Consider the following 19364-nt stretch of genomic DNA (forward strand, 5'->3'; position numbering starts at 1 on the left):
ACGGAACTCGGGATGCCGAAGGTCGGCGTGGTCCAGCAGGCGGCGCCGCGGCCGATGCGGCTGATTCTCAACTGGGGCCGGCGCTACTCGCTGTGGGTCTTCAACTTCGGTTTGGCCTGCTGTGCCATCGAATTCATCGCCGCCTCGATGGCGCGCCACGACTTCATCCGGTTGGGCGTCATTCCCTTCGCGCCGGGGCCGCGGCAGGCCGATCTGATGGTCGTCTCGGGCACGGTGACCGACAAGATGGCGCCTGCGGTGCGGCGCCTCTACGACCAGATGCCGGAGCCGAAGTACGTCATCTCCTTCGGCGCCTGCTCCAACTCCGGCGGCCCCTACTGGGATTCCTACTGCGTGACCAAGGGGGTCGATCAACTGATCCCGGTCGACGTCTACGTGCCCGGCTGCCCGCCGCGGCCGGAAGCGCTGCTGGACGGCATCGTCAAACTCCAGGCGAAGATCAAGGACGAGAAGCTCACCGGAGGCAACCTGCGCCGCAAACGTGCCTCGGTCCTGACCCGGGACAAGGTGCGGCAGCCGTGATCGACCCCATCGAGTGCGAACCGACCGGTTGGCTGCCCACGCTGGCCGGCTTGCGCGAAGAGGGATACACCTTCTTCGACTTCCTCACCGCGGTGGACCAGGACGAGGACGGTTTCGACGTCGTTGCGCACCTGTACCGCTTCACACCCGAGGTGACGGCGGAGGTCTTCGTCAGCACCCGGGTCGGCTCGGATCAGAGCCTGCTGACCGTGACCGGCCTGTGGCGCGGCGCCGCGTGGCACGAGCGCGAGACGTTCGAGATGTTCGGGATCCTCTTCGACGGGTTCGACGACGGCACCGAGCTCGGGCTCAGGCCGCTGTTGCTGCCGGATGGCTTCGAGGGCAACCCGCTGCGCAAGGATTTCGTGTTGACCGCGCGGGCGAGCAAGCCCTGGCCCGGCGCCAAGGATCCCTCCGACGCCACGGAAGCCCGCGACGTCCGCCCCGGGCGGGCACCGCGGCGCAAAACGCTCCCACCCGGCGTACCGCCGAGCAGTTGGGGGCCGCGGTGAGCGTCGGCGAAGCGATCCTGCGCGCGGTCCTGGTCCTGGCCGGGTTCCTGGTCCTGCCGCTCGTGGTGGGCCAGAGCGAGCACAAGGTGATGGCACACATGCAGGGTCGTCTCGGCCCGATGGAGGCCGGTGGCTTCCACGGCTGGGCCCAATTGGTCGCGGACGGAGTCAAATTCGTGCAGAAGGAGGACATCGTCCCCCGCGCGGCCGACCGCAAGATCTTCCGGATCGCACCGATGCTGGCCATCGTTTCCTACCTCGCGGCGCTCGCGGTCATCCCGCTCGGTCCGGACCTGGTGGGCGCCGACGTACCCGCCAGCCTGGTGTGGGTGCTGGCCGTCGGCGGGATCGGCACCGTCGGCACACTGCTGGCCGGCTGGTCCAGCGGCAACAAGTACGCACTGCTGGGTGCGATGCGCGCCGCAGCGTCGTTGATCTCCTACGAAGTGGCCTTGATCCTGGCCGCGGCGTCGTTCGCGATCGCCGCAGGATCGCTGTCCCTGGTCGGGATCGCGCACGCCTGGACGCCATGGTGGCTGATCTGGCAACTGCCGGCCGCATTCGTCCTCCTGGCCGCGGGAACCGCTGAGCTGCAACGGGTTCCCTTCGATGCACCGGTTGCGGACGCCGAGATCGTGATGGGCCCGTACACCGAGTACACCGGTTTACGGTTCGCTCTCTTCCTGCTGGCCGAATACGCCGGCATCGTGGTGCTGTCCCTGCTGATCGCCGTGTTGTGGCTCGGTGGCTGGACCGGCCCGTTCGATGCGCACATCGGGTGGCTCTGGACGGTGCTGAAGGCCGCGATCATCGTTTTCGTCATCATCTGGATGCGCGTCTCCTGGCCACGCGTCCGAGTCGACCAACTGCAACGGTTCACCTGGTTGGTCCTGGTGCCGATCGCGTTGCTGCAGTTGTTGATCACGGCAGCGGGGGTGGTCCTGTGGCAGTAGAGAAGGGCAGTGTCGGCAAGGGCTTGTTGAAGGGTCTGGCCACGACCGCCAGGACGATGGTGCATCCGGCGCACACGGTCCAGTACCCGCACGAGCAACCGGACCTGCCTGACCGGTCCCGCGGGGTGATCGCGCTGCTGGAGTCGAACTGCACCTCCTGCATGCTGTGCGCCCGGGAGTGCCCGGACTGGTGTATCTACATCGACTCGCACAAGGAGACGATCCCGGCCGGGCCCGAAGGCGGTCGCGACCGCCAGCAGAACGTGCTGGATCGCTTCGCCATCGACTTCAGCCTGTGCATGTACTGCGGCATCTGCATCGAGGTGTGCCCGTTCGACGCCCTCTTCTGGGCGCCCAACTTCGACTACGCGTCGACGGACATCCGAGACCTGTTGCAGGAGAAGGAAAAGCTGGGGGAGTGGCTGGCTGACGTGCCGCCACCGCCGGCAATCGACGCGGGTTTCGGAGCGGGTTTTGAAACGGGCGAGGAGGGTACGCCGTGACCGCCGCCGACGTGCTCTTCACCGTGATCGCCCTGGTCTGTGCCGGATCTGCGGTGCTGGCCGTGACCAGTCGGCACCTGGTGCACGCTGCGCTGTGGCTGACCGTTGCCCTGGGATCGCTCGCGGGCTGCTACCTGGTGCTCGGCGCCGAACTCGTGGCCCTCGCCCAACTGCTGGTCTACGTCGGCGCGGTCGTGGTGCTCGTGCTGTTCGCGCTGATGGTGACCCGCGGCCCGATGACCCGTACCCGTGAGCTGAGTTCCGGTGCGCTGCAACGCACCACCGCCGCAGTGGTCGCTGTGGCCACCGCCTGCCTGATGTCGGCTGCGCTCATCGTCGCCTTCGCCGACACGCCGGTGAGGACCGGCGGCACCGGCACCGTGGAGTTGGCCCACGACCTGTTCAGCACCTGGGTATGGCCGTTCGAACTGCTCTCCCTGCTCCTGCTGATCGCACTGGTCACGGCTTTCGCGACCTACCGGCTGACCGGTCGCTCAGGTGAGGGTGACCGGTGATCCATCTCGCGCTGCCCTACCTGCTGGTGGGGGTGCTGTTCGGCTGCGGCCTCTATGCCGTCATCAGCCGCCGCAACGCCGTGCTCATGCTGGTCGGTGTCGAACTCATCCTGGCCGCCGCCGGGCTGCTGCTCGTCACCACCTCGATCGTCCTGCGGCAGAGCGCCGGTCAGGTGGTCACCCTCTTCCTGATCACGATTGCGGCGGCTGAGATCGCCGTCGCCCTGGCCCTGGTCAGTGCGGTCTTCCGCAGCCGGGGCAACGTCGACCTCGACACCCCGGCCCAGGAGGACCGGACGTGAACCTCGTCACCGGCCACCTGGCCCAGGCCACCGTGCTGCTGCCGGCGCTCACCGCCGTGCTGGGGCTGTGGCTGGGCCAGGGGAGCCGCCGGGCGACGTACGTCGTGTCCATCCTGGGCGGGCTGCTCACCCTGGCGGCGGCGGGCTGGCTGCTGGTGCAGGTCACCCGGCACGGAACGGTCGGCGAAGCCACGATCGGCCCGTTACCGGTCGGCGATCGGCTGCGAATCCCGTTGCGACTGCAGGCCCCCGGCTGGGCCTCGATCGTCGCGGTCGCCGTCGCATTGGTGTCCCTGGTGGTGCAGGCCTTCGCCCGCTGGTATCTCGACATGGATCCGCGCTACCAGCGGTTCGCCGCGACAGTCGCCCTCTTCACCGCCGCGATGTTGCTGGTCGTGCTGTCCGGTGATGTGCTGCTGACCTTCGCCGGCTGGGAACTGATGGGCTGGTGCTCCTACCTGCTCATCGGTCACGAGTCGGAACGGCAGAAGGCCCGGCGCGCCGCGCAGAAGGCCTTCCTGGTCACCCGGGTCGCCGATGCTCCGTTCACGATCGCGTTGGTCGGCCTCTCGGTACACGCAGGGACCACCAGCATCGAGGCCATCGTCGGGCTGCCGCCGGCGTCAGTGACCGCGCTGCTGGTCCTGTTGGTCATCGGCGTGGCGGGCAAGTCCGCGCAGGTGCCGTTCCAGGACTGGCTGCCCGACGCGATGGAGGGTCCCACGCCCGCGTCCGCGTTGATCCACGCGGCCACGATGGTCGCCGCGGGAACCGTCGTCCTGACCCAACTGCATGTCCTGCTGGCCGGCTGCCGGCCGGCCCTGCTGACCCTGGCCATCCTGGCCGCGGTCAGCGTCGTGCTCGCCTCGGTGCTGGCGCTGCTGCAACACGATCTCAAGCGGCTCCTGGCGTGGTCCACCATCGCGCAGGTCGGCATCATGCTGCTCGCAATCGTGGTCCAGCCCGCCACCGGTGCAAGCCAACTGGGCATCATGCAGTTGCTCGGTCACGCCATGTTCAAAGCCCTGCTCTTCCTGATGATCGGGTGGGCGGCGGTGCTGGCCGGTGGCACCATCGTCGAGCGCATCTCCGGGGTCGCCTGGCGACGATCAGAGCTTCGGCGGCGGCTCGGGATCGGCCTCCTGGCGCTGGCCGGTGTGCCGCCCCTGGTCGGCTTCGTCAGCAAGGACCTGATCATCGACGAGTCCGCCCGGCAGTTGGCCGGGACCCGCGAACTCGCGCCCACGATCGCACTGGTCGCCCTGGTGATCGCGGTCCCGCTGACCGCCGCCTACTGCGCCCGTGCCTGGCTGGTGCTGACCCACCCCACGGCGCTGGAGCGGCACGGCTACTACGACCTCATCGAAGACTCCGAAACCGTCGAGGACGTCGGCCTGATCGAGCTTCTCGAGACCACGCCGCCCCTGGGTGAACCGGCTGAACCCGAGCTCGAACCGGCGACGCCCTACGACGACGAATCAGCGGATCTCAGCGACGCCGGACGCTTCGGCCTGTGGGTGCTGGCGTTCCTGAGCATCGTCGGCGGGCTGGTCTTCTTCGCTCCCGCGCTGGGCCACCTCGACCTGCGCGGGCTCAGCCCGATGCTGATCGCCGGCGGGCTGGTCGCAATCGCGGCGGCTGGATTGCTGATGCGGGCGATGTCCGTGCACACGGTGTGGGGCGATCCGATGTCGCGGGTGCCGGCCTGGCTACGGGGCAGCGCCAGCCGCGGGCTGGACGTCGACCGCGCCTACACGGCCCTTGTGGCAACTCCGGTGTTGCAGCTCAGTGCGCTGGTGCGCCGCCTGGACGAACATCTGGACCGCGCGATCGGTTCGCTGGCCGGCTGCGCATCGTGGCTGGGCGATCGCTCCGAGAGGTTGCACGACCGCTCGCCGTCGCGCGCCATCGCCGGGATCGCCATCGGGTTGCTGGTGGTCTGCTTCCTCGGAGTCGGCCTGTGGTGAGTCTGCTGCTGATCGCGCCGTTGCTGCCGATCGTCGCCGGGATCGTCCTGACCGCAATGGACATCGGCCCCCGCCGGGTGCCCCAACGCCTCGCGTACGTCGTGTCCCTGGTGACCGCGCTCGTCTCGGCGGCCGCCGTGGCCGGGATCGTGATCGCACGTCCGGGCCTCGACGCCGCCTGGGTACCGTCCATCGGGCTGCGATTGCATCTGGCGGCCGACGACATCAGCGTCCCGCTCATCGCGCTCACGGCGGCTATCACAGTCCTGCTGGTCGCCCGCAGTACGCAGCCGCAAGGCGATCGCAACGGCCTGTTCTTCGGCAGCGTGCTCATTGTCGCGGGTGCCGCGCTCGCGGCATTCCTCACCCGCGACGTCATCGGGTTCTTCGTCGCGTTCGAAGTGGCGCTGGTCCCGATGTGGGTGCTCATCCGCCGGTTCGGTGAGCCGGCCCAAGCACGCCGCGCCGCATGGCTTTTCGTGCTCTACACCGTGCTCGGCTCTATGTTGATGCTGGTCGGGATCCTGGTGTTGGTCACCACGGCCGGCACCACGGACATGGACCGGCTGGCGCACGGCATCGGCGGATCCCACGGCACCCAGGTCGTCGCCGCCGCGTTGTTGCTCGCAGGGCTGGGCATCAAGATCCCGATCTGGCCGCTGCACACCTGGCTGCCGGCCGCACACACCGCAGCGCCCACGACAGGATCGGTCCTGCTCGCGGCGATCCTGTTGAAGATGGGCAGCTACGGGATCGTGCGTCTGGTGGTCGGCCCGCTACCGGACGGATTGCGCTCTGCGGCGCCGGTATTCGCCGTGCTGACGGTCATCGGGATGATCTGGGCCGCGCTGGTCTGCCTGCGCGAGCATCGCCTGAAGCGGATCGTGGCGTGGTCCTCGATCGTGCACATGGGCTTCGTGATGCTTGCCCTGCTCACCGGCACGGTGCTCGGTGTGCAAGCGGCGCTCTTCGGCAACATCGCGCACGCCTTGATCAGTGCGCTGCTCTTCCTGGTGGCCGGCGAGCTCAAGACCCGCTGGGGCGACGACGACCTGTCCGTGGTGCGGCCGGGCCTACGGGATGCCACCCCGAGACTTGGCTTCTCGCTGATCCTCGGTGTCGCGGCCGCGGCCGGAGTGCCGGCGCTGGCCGGTTTCTGGAGCGAGATCCTCACCTTGCTCGCGCTGTGGCAACACGGTGCCGGGTGGCGCTTCATCGCTGTCGGCGCCGTCGCAGCCGCCGTGCTCGTCGGCGCCTACAGTGTGCGACTGCTGCGCAGGGTGTGGGCCGGTGAGGACGGTGAGAGCGCCGCGCTGCCACCCTCGCCCGGCCTACCCGGCGCAGACCTGACGATGAGCGCTCGGCTGGGGCTCGGCGTACTCGCACTGGCCATCGTGGTCCTCGGGGTCTATCCGACCCCGCTGCTGCATCTGACGCAGGCCAGCGTCCAGGTCCTGGTAGGTGCGCGATGACCGTCACCTTCGACTTCGGTCTGCTCGCGCCGGTTCTCGTGGTCGGCCTGGCCGCCGTCGGCGTCCTGGTCCTCGACGCGGCACTGCCCCGGCTGGGCCGGGCGCACTGGTGGCTGGCGTCGCTGATACTCCTGGTCACGACGGTCGTCCTGGCACAGCGCTGGGTCCGGATCCCGCAGGGCGGGGACGCCACCTTGTGCGGCGGCGGTTATTGCGCGTACGGCGTGGACCGGGTCGTGCTGTCCCTGCAACTGGCCATCGCCGTCAGTGCCCTGGTCGTGGTGCTGTTGATCAGCGCGATCCCCGCTCCGGTGTCGCGCACGCCGGTCCAGGTCGCTCTGCTGCTGAGCGCAACGGCCGGCGGGCTGATCGTGTGCGCCAGCCGGGATGCCGCGTCGTGGCTGATTGCCCTGGAACTGGCCACGTTGCCGACGGTGGGACTGGTCGCTCTGCGGGCCCGCCGGTCGGCGATCGACGGAAGCCTGGCGCTGCTGGTCTCCGCGTTGACCTCGTTCGCACTGGCAGCGATGGGGGTGGCGCTGTGGTACGCCGCGACCGGCACGTTGCGCTTCGACCAGTCCGCTGCGCTGCACGCCATCGCCGACTCGGGCCGTAGCCGGGTGCTGATCCTGGCCATCATGTTGCTGCTGGCCGGGGTGGCGTTCAAACTCTCGCTCGCACCGTTCCACGCGTGGACGCCGGATACGTTCGCCGGCGCGTCCGTGCCGGTGTCGGCCTATCTCGCGGTGACCTCGAAATTGGCCGCTGTCGGCGCACTGATCGTCGTGATCCGATCGTTGACCGGGGTCGGCGGTGCAACGTTGTCGGTGATCGGGCTGGTGAGCGTGTTGTCCATGACGCTGGGCAATCTCATGGCGCTGCGCGAACGCCGGATGTTGCGCCTGCTGGCCTGGTCCACCGTGGCGCAGGCCGGCTGGGTCGTCATGCCGCTGGCGCCGGCCGGGTCCGCGGCGGTGGGGGAGTCGGTGCGATACGTGTTGATGTACGCCCTGGCCACGATGTTGGTCTTTGCGGTCGTCACCGCGGTGGCCCACGCGCGCGGACGCGATGCCGCTCTCGACCTGGGCTCCTACCACGGGCTCGCTCGCAGCCGGCCGGTCCTGGGCTGGGCGATGGCGTTTGCGCTCCTGACACTGGCCGGGGTGCCGCCGGCCCTGCTCGGTGTCGCTGCGAAGGTGGCGGCCGTGGGACCGGTGGTGGCTGCGCACCTGTGGTGGCTGGCGGTAGCCGCAGCGATCAACACGATGATCGGTCTCGCCGTCTATCTGCGCTGGATCCTGGCCATCGTCATCCGGGACGGGCAGACGTCGGGCCCGGACGCCCGATTGGCTGCGGCAAACGATCCAGCTGGAAACGACCCAGCGGGGAACGACCCAGTCGGAAGCGACACCGAGGCGGTCGCCCCCGTGCACTCGGTCGTGGTGGTCGTGTTGCTCCTCGGCCTCGTCGTGGCCTCGGTGTGGCCGCAGGTGCTCTTCGCGCTTCCCGGCTGACGGGCCGCAGGCACCCGGCAGACGCGCGGCGGGGCACACGCGGCATCACCAAGGGCCGGCTGAAACAGCCGGCCCTTGGTGACGTCGGTTCAGCTCAGCGCTTGTGCGCCGCTTCGTAGGCGTCGAGGATCTCAGCCTTGATCCGACCGCGCTCGGCGACCTGGTAGCCGTTGTCCTTGGCCCATTCGCGGATCTTGGCCAACTGCTCGCGATCCGCGCCGGTCGAGGAAGAAGCGGCGGAGCCGGTGCGCTTGCGACCGCCTACCCGCTGCCCGTGACCGGTGTACAGGGCGATGGCCTCGTCGAATTCTTTGGCTTCTTGCGCCGTGAGGTCAATCACATAGTCCACGCCCCGGAATGAGAATGGAATGCTTTCGCCATCGACGACTTCAACGCGAGAAATGTCCGAGATGGTGATGATCTGCGTCCGCTGGGCCATACGAAGGACTCCCTTGTTTATGCTCGGTACTGCGCTGTAGGTGCGATAGATCCAAACAGCCGCGTGTCCAAAGCCGGCGCGTTGCGGCTCTGGCATGGCGGTTTGCACGTTCGTTCCATCGGTGCAACAAACAAATTACCTTATGCAATGAGAATATTGTAATTCAGCCACTGCCGAACTTCGCGACCCAGAGTCATTTGATATCGGGCCGCCGAGATCACCGCGTCGATTACGCCCGGGAACGTCTCTGGGCCGGCATACGTTACCTCTCGTATGCCGCACCGCCATTACAACGGGTTGAAGACGACCTTGCTCTTCGCTGGTATCTGGGTGTTGTTGCTGGCCATCGGCTCGCTGGTGGCCGGTGGCCGCTTCATCTGGCTGTTCGCCCTCCTGGGAGTGGGTACGACGTTCTACGGGTACTGGAACAGCGCGACCCTCGCGATCAAGTCCATGCAGGCCTATCCGGTCACCGAGGCGCAGGCGCCGGGCATGTACCGGATCGTGCGCGAACTGTCCACCGCCGCCGGTAAGCCGATGCCGAAGCTGTACATCTCCCCGACGCAGGCACCCAACGCCTTCGCCACCGGGCGCAATCCGGCCAACGCGGCGGTGTGCTGCACCGAGGGCATCCTGCAACTCCTCGACGAACGCGAGCTGCGCGCCGTGCTCGGCCACGAACTCATGCACGTCTACAACCGCGACATCCTCACCTCGTCCGTGGCCGCCGCGCTGGCGGGCGTGATCACGGCTCTGGCGCAGATGATGCTGTTCTTCGGCGGCGGCGATGAGGACCGGCCCAATCCGCTGGCGCTGCTCGCGATGTCCTTCCTGGCCCCGGTCGCGGCGTCGCTGATCCAGCTGGCCATCAGTCGCACCCGGGAGTTCGATGCCGACGAGGACGGGTCCCGGCTCACCGGCGACCCGTTGGCGTTGGCGAGTGCCCTACGCAAGATCGACGCCGGCGTGGTGCAAGCGCCGCTGGCCCCCACCCCGAAGGTGGTCAACGCCAGTCACATGATGATCGCCAATCCGTTCCGGGCGCAGGACGTCTCGCGGATGTTCTCCACCCACCCGCCGACGGCTGAGCGGGTGCTGCGCCTGGAGGCGCAGGCCCGACAACTCGGACAGGGGGCTGATCACCCCGCCGGCCGGCCCGGCTGGCACAGTGGCTGCCATGCCCTTGCTCTACCAGGCCGAAGCGCAGGCACGGTCCGCACTCATCGAGGTCACGTCGTACGACGTGGAGCTGGATCTGACCGGATCGGGTGACACCTTCACCTCGACCAGCACGGTCACTTTCACCGCGCGACAGGCCGGCGCGGAGACGTTCGCCGAAGTCGTCGCCCAGGAGCTGGGTGAGGCGACCTTGAACGGTCGGCCGCTGGCTGCGCCCGTGGACGGCCGGTTACGCCTGACCGATCTGCGCGAGAGCAATGTCCTGCGGGTGAGCGGCGCCTTCGCCTACTCCCGGGACGGGCAGGGCCTGCATCGCAGCGTGGACCCGGCCGACGGGTTGGTCTACATCTACGGGATGTCCTTCCTGGACGCTGCTCCCCAGGTGTTCGCGTGCTTCGACCAACCGGACCTCAAGGCACCGTTCGACGTGCGCGTGACGGCGCCCGTCGGCTGGGTGGTGGCCGGTAACGGGCGGGCCGAGCAGCTGTCCCCGGGCCGCTGGGTCCTGGCCACCACACCGCCGATGGCGACCTATTTCGTCACGGTGTGCGCCGGCCCGTACGCGACCGTCGAACGCGAGCACGAGGGAATAGCGCTCGCCGTCCATGCACGCGCGTCCATGGCCGAGCAGCTGACCGAGCAGGCCGACGACATCCTGACCGTCACCGAGCGCAGTTTCGACTACTACCACCGGTTGTTCGGGATTCGTTATCCATGGGGCGATTATCATCAGTTCTTCGTGCCTGAATTCAACGCGGGCGCCATGGAGAACCCCGGCTGTGTCGTCTTCCGTGACCAGAACATCTTCCGCGGCCGGCCGACGCGCGGTGAGTTGCTCTCCCGGGCCAGTGTGATCGCTCATGAAATGGCGCACCAATGGTTCGGCAATCTGGTCACGATGCGGTGGTGGGACGATCTGTGGCTCAACGAGTCTTTTGCCGAATACATGGGTTATCGCACCACGGCGGCGGTCAACGAATTCCCCGACGCCTGGGTGCGCATGGGCATCGACCGTAAAACGTGGGGGTACGCCGAGGACCGGGGACCCGGCACCCATCCCGTCGCCGGGGCCTCCGCCGGCGACAACCACACCGCACTCACGAACTTCGACGGCATCTCCTACGCCAAGGGTGCCAGCGTGCTGCGGCAACTCGTCGCCTGGTTGGGTGACGAGGTCTTCCTCGACGGAGTTCGCGCGCACCTGAGCGCGCACCGCTTCGGTAACGCCACCCTTGCCGACTTCCTGACCGCGATGCAGGTGGCCAGCGGACGGGACGTGGCCGCGTGGGCGCGGGCGTGGCTGCGGACGACCGGGGCGGACGTGCTGTCCGTCGGCCTCACCGACGGCGTACCCACGCTGATCCGCACGACTCCCGGCGAACCGGCCGACCGGCTGCACGTCATCGACGTCGGTGCGTTCTCCGGCGGCCAGGAACTGCGGCGGCGCTCACTCACCGTCGACAAGGCGGCGGTTGCGGTGCCCGGGATGCCTCTCGGTGCGGCCGTGGTCGTTCCCAACGTGTCCGACGAGACCTGGGCGCAGGTCGACCTGGACGAGGTCAGCCTGCAGTTGCTTCCGCAGGAGTTGGTCACCATCCCGGACGTGGATGCGCGACAGGTGATCTGGTCCTCCCTGATCGAGGGCGTACGCCGGGTGGTGCTGGATCCGCGTCGTGCGCTGGAGGTATTCGCCGCGGCGTGGCCGGGCGAGCCCAGCGACGTACTGGCCGGTCCGGTAGGGGCCAAGGCCACATCCGTGTTCGCCGGTGAGTTCCTGCCCTACGAGCAGCGATCCGATGCAATCAATACCCTGGCCGAGGCAGCCGCCCGCCGGTTGGCCGAGCTCGAAAGCATCGACCCCGCAACCATTTCCGCGGCTCGCCTCCTCGCCGGCACCTCCACCGACCAGGCACTGCTGGAGGCCTGGGCCGACGGGCAGCGGCTGCCGGCCACCTTGACCGACGATCGGGACATCCGTTGGTCGGCGCTGCACCGGTTGGCAGCACTCGGACTCACCGGCCGCGAGTCGATCGAGGCGATGCGGCGCAGCGACACCACCCTGACCGGCGCGCTTGCCGCCCGTGCGGCCGAGGCAGCGATACCGACCGCATCGGCCAAGGAACGCGCCTGGGCCGAACTGGTCAGCGGTGAACTGTCCAACTACGAAGCGGCCCGGGTGGCCGGTTCCTTCTTCGATGTTGCCGCACCCGGGAGCGTCGGGTTGCTCCGCCCGTACGTCGATCGCTTCTTCACCGAGGTACCTGCCCTGTCGCACGCGTACGGCGAGTACGCGCTCGGCTCCATCGTGGCGGCCGGCTTCCCGCTGGCGATCACCGAACGGCGCACGGCGGACCTGGCGCAGGCCGCCCTCGAGGAGCAGGACCTGACTGCCGGCGCACGGCGGCGCATCGTGGAGGGTCTGGCTCTGTTACGCGACGCATTGCGTTCCCACGAGCGGTTCGCGACCGAGATGGTGCGATGACCGTGCGGTGGAGCGTTTTCGTCGCCCCTGTGGGACAGCCGGATTCGCCGTGGGCACAAGAGAATTCAGACGCGGTGCTTCCAACGGCGTCGATCGGCAAACTGGTGCTCCTTGGTGAACTGGCCCGGCAGATCGACGCCGGACTGATCGACCCGGGGGAGCGGGTGGCCTGGACCGATGAGGACTTTCTGCACGACTCGGGCTTGTGGCACGTGCTGGACCAACGCGATCTGACGATCGCCGACGCCGCGCGCCTGGTGGGCGCCGTAAGCGACAACATGGCGACCAACGTGCTGCTGCGCCGGGTGGGTCTGGACGCGGTGCGCGCCTACGGCTCGCAGCTGGATCTGGCACCACTGGAACTGCTGGATTTCGTACGCGAGGAGCGCGACACCTCGATTCCGGGCGTCGCCTGGACACTGTCGGTGGGTAGTGCCCGGTCGCTCTGGAACTACATGGATCTCCTGGCCGCGGGGCAGATCCCCGCATTGGTTGCGCAATGGCTGTCCCTGGACACCGATCTGTCGATGGTCGCCTCAGCCTTCCTGCTCGATCCACTCGCGCACACGCCGTACGACGCGGATGACGTTGCGCTGATCAACAAGACGGGCACGTTGAACAACGTCCGCGCGGACGTGGGGCTGGTCGAGGCGCACGGTGACCGGGTCGCCTACGCGGCGATCGCCGAATTCGACCCTGCCGCAGGGGAGCTGGTGCCGGTTATGGCTCGCATGCGGCAGATCGGGGACGCCATCCGGGATCGGATGACGCCCCCGGTCTGAGGACGAGCGAGTTGAGGACGACGAGCTCAGGGGACGATCAGGCTGACCGTCTCGGCGACGCATGCGGGCCGGTCACTACCGTCGATCTCGACGGTGACGCGACTGACCACCTGCACCCCTTCGGCCCCGGGGTCACCTCGGCGAGTTCGACGCCGGCACGCACGCGCGAACCCACGGGAACGACCGAGGGGAACCGAACCTTGTTGGAGCCGTAGTTGATTCCCATGCTGACGCCTTCGATCTTGTAGATCTCCCAGCAGAGCATCGGCAGCAGCGACAGGGTCAGGTAACCGTGCGCGATCGTCGAACCGAACGGCCCTGAGGCGGCCTTCTGCGGGTCGACGTGGATCCACTGGTGATCCCCGGTCGCATCGGCGAAGGTGTCGATCTGCTGCTGGGTGATCTCGTGCCATTCGCTGTAGCCGAGGTGCTGGCCCACCGCAGCAGTGAGTTCGTCGACTCCGTTGAAGACGCGCACGGCCATCAGTCCTTCGGCCCGCCTGCCACGTAGATGACCTGGCCGCTGACGAAGCCCGCACCTTCGCTGACCAGGAACGACGCGGTGTGCGCGATGTCCGCCGGGGTGCCGACCCGGGCGACCGGGATCTGGGTAGCGGCGGCCTTCTTGAACTCCTCGAAGTCCATCCCTACCCGGGCCGCCGTGGCGGCCGTCATGTCGGTGGCGATGAAACCGGGAGCGATTGCGTTGGCTGTGACGCCGTACTTGCCCAGCTCGATGGCCAGGGTCTTGGTGAAGCCCTGGAGGCCGGCCTTGGCCGCCGAGTAGTTGGCCTGGCCGCGGTTACCCAGCGCCGAGGTGCTGGACAGGTTGACGATCCGGCCGTACTTCGCATCCACCATGTGCTTCTGGACGGCGCGGGCCATCAGGAAGCTACCGCGCAGGTGCACGTTCATGACGGTGTCCCAGTCATCGACGCTCATCTTGAACAGCAGGTTGTCGCGCAGCACTCCGGCGTTGTTGATCAACACGGTCGGAGCGCCGAGCTCGGCGGCGACACGATCGACGGCGGCTTGCACCGACGCCTCGTCGCTGACGTCGGCACCCACGCCGATCGCCGTACCGCCATCGGCCGTGATCTGCTCGGCGGTTGCCTGGCTCGCGGCTTCGTCGAGGTCGATCACCGCGACCTTGAAGCCGTCCTGCACCAGTCGCTGGGCAACGCCGGCACCGATGCCGCGGGCCGCGCCGGTGACGATGGCAACTCGGGTCTCTTCAGTCATGTACGTGACTCCTTTGTCAGTTGTTGGCTTGATCGGTCGGTCGGCGACCCGGTTCACAAACCGAGGTCGCGGCCGATCAGTTCCTTCATGATCTCGTTCGAGCCGGCCCAGATCTTGGTGACCCGTGCGTCGCGCCAGGCGCGCGCCACCCGGTACTCGTTCATGAAGCCGTACCCACCGTAGAGCTGAACGCACTCATCGAGTACGTCGTTCTGCACCTGAGCACTCCACCACTTGGCTTTGGCGGCGTCCACGGGGGTCAGTTCACCCTTGGCGTGCGCAGCGATGCAGTCATCGACATAGGCCTGGGTGACCTCGATCTTGGTGACCAGCTCGGCGATCTTGAACTTGTTGTGCTGGAAGGTGCCGATCGGTTGACCGAAAGCCTTGCGCTCCTTGGTGTACTCAATGGTCTCGCTGAGGATCTGCGCCGCGTGCGCGGTGTTGGACACTGCAGCGCCGACCCGCTCCTGCGGCAGACGCTGCATCATCGAGATGAAGCCCATACCCTCCGGGCCCAGGCGGTTCTCGTCGGAGACCCGGACGTTCTCGAAGAAGAGTTCAGCGGTGTCGGATTCCTCCTGGCCGACCTTGTCGAGCTTGCGACCCCGGGTGAACCCGGGCATTCCGTCCTCGACGACGAACAAGGTGATGCCCTTGGCGCCCTTGCTCGGGTCGGTGCGCGTCGCCACGATCACCAGGTCGGCCTGGTAACCGTTGGTGATGAAGGTCTTGGAGCCGTTGACGACCCACTCCTCGCCGTCCTTGACGGCGGTGGTCTTCAAGGCGGCCAGGTCGGAGCCGCCGGAGGGTTCGGTCATCCCGATCGCGATGATCTTCTCGCCGGAGGCGATGCCGGGCAGCCAGCGCTGCTTCTGCTCCTCCGTACCGAGATCGACGATGTACGGCGGGCACACGTCGGAGTGGATGCCGAAGCAGGAGGCCGTGGCCGCGTTGAAGGCCGAGATCTCCTCGGCGACGACGGCGTTGAACCGGTAGTCGTCGGCTCCGGCGCCGCCGTACTCCTCGGGGATGTCCAGCGACAGCAGGCCCTGCTTACCGGCGTCGCGCCAGATGTCGCGTGCGATCGTCTTCTGCGCGATCATCTCCTCGGCGCGGGGGCGCAAGGTGCGCTCCACGAATTCGCGCACGGTCGCGCGGAAGGCCTCGTGGTCTTCGTCGTAGATGTTGCGGGGCATGGTGGGCTCCTCGGTCGGGCGGTGGCGCGCGGTTGCGGTCACGCGGTCGGGATGACACATTGAATGGTGACTAAGCGCTTGCTTAGGGCATCCCGTCCAGTGTCGCACCGGGTTCGGAGTCAGTCAACGAGCCCGGTCTGGATAGGGTTGGGTGTACGGCGTTCGGCCAGACGGAGGTGACGCAGATGGCGACCCAGCCAGCAGAATCCGGCGCCGAGCTGACGCGATACCGGCTTATCGACGCGGCTCGGAAGGCGTTCGGCGACAAAGGGTTCCATGCCACCACCACGCGTGATATCGCCTCGGCGGCTGGCCTCAGTCCCGCTGCCGTCTATGTGCATCACCGCACCAAGGAGGATCTGCTCTACGCCATCTCCCGGGCCGGACACGAGGAGATCCTGGCCGACATGCAGGCCGCCATCGCTGGAGCAACGGACACTGCGGCGAAGCTGCAAGCAGTCGTCTATGCCATGGTGCTGCGGCACACCCGGGAGTACGCGACCGCACGGGTGGTCAACTACGAGCTCGACGCGCTGTCGGCGGCGCACCGGGAGGACATCGAAAAGCTTCGGGCGCAGATCCAGGGGATCGTGCGGCGACTGCTACGGGCTGGCACGGCCGATGGATCCTTCGAGGTCGACGACATCCGGATCACCTCGAACGCGATCGTGGCGATGGCCATCGACGCGGCACGGTGGTACCGCCCGGCCACCGATCCAGCGCCGGAACGCATCGCCGGCCACCACGCCCGCCTGGCCGTCCGGATGGTCTCGGCCTCGGCCTGAGCAGGTTCGTCGCTCGTTCATCCGCCGTTCGGGCACCCGTCGGCCCGGAAGTCCCTATCCGCTCACCGGCTCGGGCACGATCGAAGACGGCCCCGTCTCACCGTCGCGAGTCAGCCAGTCTCCTACCCACGTCCCGGAGGATCCATGCGTCACGCTCGTCCGCTTGCCCTCGCCGCAGTCTGCGGGCTCACCCTCGTCGCCGCACCGGCGGATGCCGCCACCGACATCGGTCCACGCGGTATCGACCCGTCGCTGACCACCATCAGCCTGCTGAACACCAATGACTTCCACGGTCACTTCGGCAAGGACTTCGCCTGCACGCTGGTGACCGCCGCCAACGAGCTGCCGGGGGCAGCGTTCCTGTCGGCGGGAGACAACGTGGGCGGGACGCCGTTCAGTTCGGCCATCCAGCAGGACAATCCGGCGCTCGATTTCCTCAACGCATTGCATCTGCAGGCATCGGCAGTCGGCAATCACGAGTTCGACAAAGGTTACGACGACCTCACCAAGCGCATCCAACCCCGTGCGGACTGGACCTACCTTGGCGCCAACGTCTACAAGAAGGGCACCACCACACCGGCGCTCCCGGCGTACAAGGTGCTCACCGTCAACGGGGTGAAGGTGGGCGTGATCGGCGCGGTCACCGAGACCACGCCGACGATGGTCGCCGCGGCCGGCGTGGCCGGACTGACCTTCGGCGACCCGGTCGATGCGGTCAATCGCGTTGCCGCACAACTCAAAGACGGCAATCCCGCCAACGGCGAGGCCGACGTGATCGTGGCGGAGTACCACGAGGGGGCGCCTGAGGGGAGGGCACGACGCTTGCCCAGGCGGAATCGCAGAGTGCTGTCTTCAAGAAGATCGTCACCCGGACGGCCGGCTCAGTGGACGCCATCTTCACCGGTCACACCCACCAGCTCTACTCCTGGGACGGCCCGGTGCCCGGCGGCAGCGGCACCCGCCCGGTCGTACAGACCCACTTCTACGCGCAGTACCTCGGCGCGCTGCAACTGGGTTACGACCCGGCCACCAGGAAGGTCACCCAGTACACCTACACCAACCGTCCGGTCACGGCGCCGACCGCGGCCTGTGCAGCCGACCCGGATTACGCCAAGGCCGCCTCGGTCGTGGACGCGGCGAACGCCTATGCGGAAAAGGTCGGCCAGCAGCAGATCGGTACGGTCACCGCACCCATCACGACGGCCTACAAGACCGACGGTTCCCGCGACGATCGGTCGCGGGAGTCAACTCTGTCCAACGCAATAGCGCAGAGCTACGTCGACTCCATCAACGCACCGGGTCGCCCTGGCGGGGTGCAGATCGGGGTGATGAACCCCGGCGGTGTGCGAGCGGAGCTCCTGGGTGAGGACGGCGGCAAGGTCACCTACTCCGACGCGGCATCCATCATGCCGTTCAACAACACCATCGTCACCAAGAAGTTGACCGGCGCGTCACTGCGCAAGGCGCTGGAGCAGCAGTGGCAGCCCGCCACCGCCTCGCGTCCCTACCTGGCGCTGGGACTGTCCAAGAACGTCAGCTACACCTACGATCCGGCGGCTGCGGACGGCAAGCACATCACCTCGGTGACCGTCGACGGAAAACCACTGCAGGACAACGGGATCTACACCGTCGCGTCGAACTCCTTCCTGATGGCGGGAGGTGACAACTTCGAGGCGTTCGGCGAGGGAACTGGTACCTCGGACAGCGGCTTGATCGATCAGACGCTCTTCATCGAATGGATCAAGAGCCACAGCCCGCTGTCGCCGAGTTTCGCCAAGCACGGGGTCGCGGTCACCGACCAGCCGACGCAGGTGGCGCCCGGCAAGAGCGTCAGCTTCACGGTGTCCGGGGTGGACCTGACCAGCAAGGGTGCCCCCACGACGACCTCGGTGGCAGTGGGCCTGGCCGGGCGCTCACTCGGGGACTTCCCGGTCACGCCGGGTCTGTCCGCTGCACCGCCGTACCCGACCCGCAACGGGTCGGCGGACATCACCGTCACCATCCCCGCCGATGCCGTCGCCGGACCAGCCGACCTCATCGTCACGTCGGCGCAAACCGGCACCACGGTGACCATCCCGGTGACCGTGACCGCTTCGGGCGTGCCGAGCGGCACTGCGACGGCGACCTCGACCGTCACCGGCCCGCCAGTGATCACCGACGGGCCTGCTCGCAGCAGCAATTCCGCTGTGCTGCTGGGTGGCTCGGCGCTCACGGCTGCACTCCTCGCGGGGGTTTGGATCGCCGTACGCCGAGCACGGGTCTGATCCCGGACGAGCGGGACCGGGGCGGGCATGGCCTAGTCTGATCGCCATGTCCGCCCGATCCATCGAGGCCACGGACGAGTTGAATCGCACCGTCGCGGCCATCGGCACCATCGTCCGGCGTGAGCGCAAGCGCCGACGGCTCACAGTCGATGCCCTCGCGAAGCGCTCGGGTGTCAGCTTCGGCCGGATCAGTGAACTCGAGCGCGGCCTGGGCAACCCATCGCTGCAAACCCTTCAGCGAGTGGCCAATTCGCTGGATCTGCCGATGCAGCAACTGCTCACGGACCAGGGACCGGAGGACGAGCACGTGGTCCGGGCGGGCGGGCGTTACGTCATGTCCGAGTACGGCACACACGGTGACGGCCCCAGCGTGCGCCGGGAGTTGCTCACACCGCGCGGGATGACGACGCTGCAGGTCATCCGCTCCACGGTGCCGCCGCACTTCACCAACCAGGACGCGCCCTTCCGGCACATCGGCACCGAGAGCATCTTCATCGTCGAGGGTGCGCTGGAGATCGTCCACGGCAAGCGCGAGGTGACGTTGCGATCGGGCGATGCCATGTCCTATCGCTGCTCCGTGCCGCACTACTGGGCCAATGCGACTGATCGACGCTGCGTCCTGATCGGCTCGTTCAGCCCGTTCGAGGACTGAGCCGCGCGACACTGAAGTGTCACGAGCGTGCAACGAGTTGCCTCGAATCATTGTGGCCG

The 19364-nt window shown here is 67.7% G+C and carries 19 protein-coding genes and 1 pseudogene; 15 read left to right on the forward strand and 5 right to left on the reverse strand.

The annotated features are described in order from the left end of the window. Positions 1-12: 12 nt before the first annotated feature. The 9 genes from ACFQBT_RS02775 to ACFQBT_RS02815 are packed head-to-tail and all read left to right on the forward strand — an operon-like array spanning position 13 to position 8281. Positions 13-543 carry an NADH-quinone oxidoreductase subunit B gene (locus tag ACFQBT_RS02775; protein ID WP_377825326.1) on the forward strand — a complete coding sequence of 177 codons (531 nt, stop codon included), beginning with the start codon at positions 13-15 and terminating at the stop codon, positions 541-543. Then, entirely contained in the window at positions 540-1055 is a 516-nt protein-coding gene (locus ACFQBT_RS02780) for an NADH-quinone oxidoreductase subunit C (RefSeq protein WP_377820282.1), read from the forward strand. The genes ACFQBT_RS02775 and ACFQBT_RS02780 overlap by 4 nt, the downstream gene beginning before the upstream one ends. Then, positions 1052-2008 (forward strand): NADH-quinone oxidoreductase subunit NuoH, encoded by a 957-nt coding sequence (gene nuoH, locus ACFQBT_RS02785; RefSeq protein WP_377820283.1) that lies wholly within the window; start codon positions 1052-1054, stop codon positions 2006-2008. The genes ACFQBT_RS02780 and nuoH overlap by 4 nt, the downstream gene beginning before the upstream one ends. Beyond that, positions 1999-2511 carry a NuoI/complex I 23 kDa subunit family protein gene (locus ACFQBT_RS02790; RefSeq protein ID WP_377820284.1) on the forward strand — a complete coding sequence of 171 codons (513 nt, stop codon included), beginning with the start codon at positions 1999-2001 and terminating at the stop codon, positions 2509-2511. The genes nuoH and ACFQBT_RS02790 overlap by 10 nt, the downstream gene beginning before the upstream one ends. Beyond that, positions 2508-3026, forward strand: a complete 519-nt coding sequence (locus tag ACFQBT_RS02795; RefSeq protein WP_377820285.1) for an NADH-quinone oxidoreductase subunit J family protein — start codon at positions 2508-2510, stop codon at positions 3024-3026. Before ACFQBT_RS02790 ends, ACFQBT_RS02795 begins: the two co-directional genes overlap by 4 nt. After that, complete coding sequence (nuoK, locus tag ACFQBT_RS02800; RefSeq protein ID WP_377820286.1) at positions 3023-3328, forward strand: NADH-quinone oxidoreductase subunit NuoK; 306 nt, start codon at positions 3023-3025, stop codon at positions 3326-3328. The genes ACFQBT_RS02795 and nuoK overlap by 4 nt, the downstream gene beginning before the upstream one ends. Further along, positions 3325-5295 (forward strand): NADH-quinone oxidoreductase subunit 5 family protein, encoded by a 1971-nt coding sequence (locus ACFQBT_RS02805; protein WP_377820287.1) that lies wholly within the window; start codon positions 3325-3327, stop codon positions 5293-5295. The genes nuoK and ACFQBT_RS02805 overlap by 4 nt, the downstream gene beginning before the upstream one ends. Beyond that, a complete protein-coding gene (locus ACFQBT_RS02810; RefSeq protein WP_377820288.1) occupies positions 5292-6767 on the forward strand; it encodes a complex I subunit 4 family protein in 1476 nt (491 codons plus the stop codon). The genes ACFQBT_RS02805 and ACFQBT_RS02810 overlap by 4 nt, the downstream gene beginning before the upstream one ends. Next, entirely contained in the window at positions 6764-8281 is a 1518-nt protein-coding gene (locus ACFQBT_RS02815) for an NADH-quinone oxidoreductase subunit N (RefSeq protein WP_377820289.1), read from the forward strand. The genes ACFQBT_RS02810 and ACFQBT_RS02815 overlap by 4 nt, the downstream gene beginning before the upstream one ends. Positions 8282-8375: 94 nt before the next feature. On the opposite strand, the gene ACFQBT_RS02820 is transcribed toward ACFQBT_RS02815, so the two are convergent. Further along, positions 8376-8720, reverse strand: coding sequence for a histone-like nucleoid-structuring protein Lsr2 (locus ACFQBT_RS02820; RefSeq protein WP_377820290.1), 345 nt, complete (start codon positions 8718-8720; stop codon positions 8376-8378). 273 nt (positions 8721-8993) lie between these two features. Between ACFQBT_RS02820 and htpX the strand changes: the two are divergent. The 3 genes and pseudogenes from htpX to ACFQBT_RS02835 form a co-directional block, all read left to right on the forward strand. Next, positions 8994-9836 (forward strand): annotated as a pseudogene (gene htpX, locus ACFQBT_RS02825) (zinc metalloprotease HtpX); the annotation flags it as partial. A 61-nt stretch (positions 9837-9897) separates the two neighbouring features. Continuing rightward, positions 9898-12381 (forward strand): aminopeptidase N, encoded by a 2484-nt coding sequence (gene pepN, locus ACFQBT_RS02830; protein ID WP_377820291.1) that lies wholly within the window; start codon positions 9898-9900, stop codon positions 12379-12381. After that, a complete protein-coding gene (locus tag ACFQBT_RS02835; RefSeq protein WP_377820292.1) occupies positions 12378-13163 on the forward strand; it encodes a serine hydrolase in 786 nt (261 codons plus the stop codon). Before pepN ends, ACFQBT_RS02835 begins: the two co-directional genes overlap by 4 nt. A gap of 37 nt (positions 13164-13200) precedes the next feature. Here the strand turns inward: ACFQBT_RS02835 and ACFQBT_RS02840 are convergent, their stop codons facing one another. The 3 genes from ACFQBT_RS02840 to ACFQBT_RS02850 are packed head-to-tail and all read right to left on the reverse strand — an operon-like array spanning position 13201 to position 15604. Next, on the reverse strand, positions 13201-13647 hold the full coding sequence (locus ACFQBT_RS02840; protein ID WP_377820293.1) for a MaoC family dehydratase: 447 nt from the start codon (positions 13645-13647) through the stop codon (positions 13201-13203). Continuing rightward, the gene (locus ACFQBT_RS02845; protein WP_377820294.1) at positions 13647-14405 is read right to left on the reverse strand and encodes an SDR family oxidoreductase; all 759 of its coding nucleotides are present in this window, start codon (positions 14403-14405) and stop codon (positions 13647-13649) included. The genes ACFQBT_RS02840 and ACFQBT_RS02845 overlap by 1 nt, the downstream gene beginning before the upstream one ends. Before the next feature lie 53 nt (positions 14406-14458). Beyond that, complete coding sequence (locus ACFQBT_RS02850; protein WP_377820295.1) at positions 14459-15604, reverse strand: acyl-CoA dehydrogenase family protein; 1146 nt, start codon at positions 15602-15604, stop codon at positions 14459-14461. 185 nt (positions 15605-15789) lie between these two features. Here ACFQBT_RS02850 and ACFQBT_RS02855 point away from each other — a divergent pair, with 185 nt between their 5' ends. Then, complete coding sequence (locus tag ACFQBT_RS02855) at positions 15790-16389, forward strand: TetR/AcrR family transcriptional regulator (protein ID WP_377820296.1); 600 nt, start codon at positions 15790-15792, stop codon at positions 16387-16389. A gap of 554 nt (positions 16390-16943) precedes the next feature. On the opposite strand, the gene ACFQBT_RS19910 is transcribed toward ACFQBT_RS02855, so the two are convergent. Next, a complete protein-coding gene (locus tag ACFQBT_RS19910; protein ID WP_465252283.1) occupies positions 16944-17108 on the reverse strand; it encodes a hypothetical protein in 165 nt (54 codons plus the stop codon). A 165-nt stretch (positions 17109-17273) separates the two neighbouring features. Between ACFQBT_RS19910 and ACFQBT_RS02865 the strand changes: the two genes are divergently transcribed. Then, the gene (locus tag ACFQBT_RS02865; RefSeq protein WP_377820297.1) at positions 17274-18653 is read left to right on the forward strand and encodes a bifunctional metallophosphatase/5'-nucleotidase; all 1380 of its coding nucleotides are present in this window, start codon (positions 17274-17276) and stop codon (positions 18651-18653) included. 46 nt (positions 18654-18699) lie between these two features. Beyond that, entirely contained in the window at positions 18700-19305 is a 606-nt protein-coding gene (locus tag ACFQBT_RS02870; protein ID WP_377820298.1) for a helix-turn-helix domain-containing protein, read from the forward strand. The last annotated feature ends 59 nt before the right edge of the window (positions 19306-19364 follow it).

It is taken from the genome of Branchiibius cervicis (assembly GCF_042661605.1).
GTDB lineage: Bacteria > Actinomycetota > Actinomycetes > Actinomycetales > Dermatophilaceae > Branchiibius > Branchiibius cervicis.

Coding starts and splice junctions, on each gene's coding strand:
- ACFQBT_RS02850 (WP_377820295.1), bottom strand. CDS start 15,604: ATGCCCCGCAACATCTACGACGAAGACCACGAGGCCTTCCGCGCGACC.
- ACFQBT_RS02815 (WP_377820289.1), top strand. CDS start 6,764: ATGACCGTCACCTTCGACTTCGGTCTGCTCGCGCCGGTTCTCGTGGTC.
- ACFQBT_RS02845 (WP_377820294.1), bottom strand. CDS start 14,405: ATGACTGAAGAGACCCGAGTTGCCATCGTCACCGGCGCGGCCCGCGGC.
- pepN (WP_377820291.1), top strand. CDS start 9,898: ATGCCCTTGCTCTACCAGGCCGAAGCGCAGGCACGGTCCGCACTCATC.
- ACFQBT_RS02835 (WP_377820292.1), top strand. CDS start 12,378: ATGACCGTGCGGTGGAGCGTTTTCGTCGCCCCTGTGGGACAGCCGGAT.
- ACFQBT_RS02775 (WP_377825326.1), top strand. CDS start 13: ATGCCGAAGGTCGGCGTGGTCCAGCAGGCGGCGCCGCGGCCGATGCGG.
- ACFQBT_RS02855 (WP_377820296.1), top strand. CDS start 15,790: ATGGCGACCCAGCCAGCAGAATCCGGCGCCGAGCTGACGCGATACCGG.
- ACFQBT_RS02840 (WP_377820293.1), bottom strand. CDS start 13,647: ATGGCCGTGCGCGTCTTCAACGGAGTCGACGAACTCACTGCTGCGGTG.
- ACFQBT_RS02870 (WP_377820298.1), top strand. CDS start 18,700: ATGTCCGCCCGATCCATCGAGGCCACGGACGAGTTGAATCGCACCGTC.
- ACFQBT_RS02820 (WP_377820290.1), bottom strand. CDS start 8,720: ATGGCCCAGCGGACGCAGATCATCACCATCTCGGACATTTCTCGCGTT.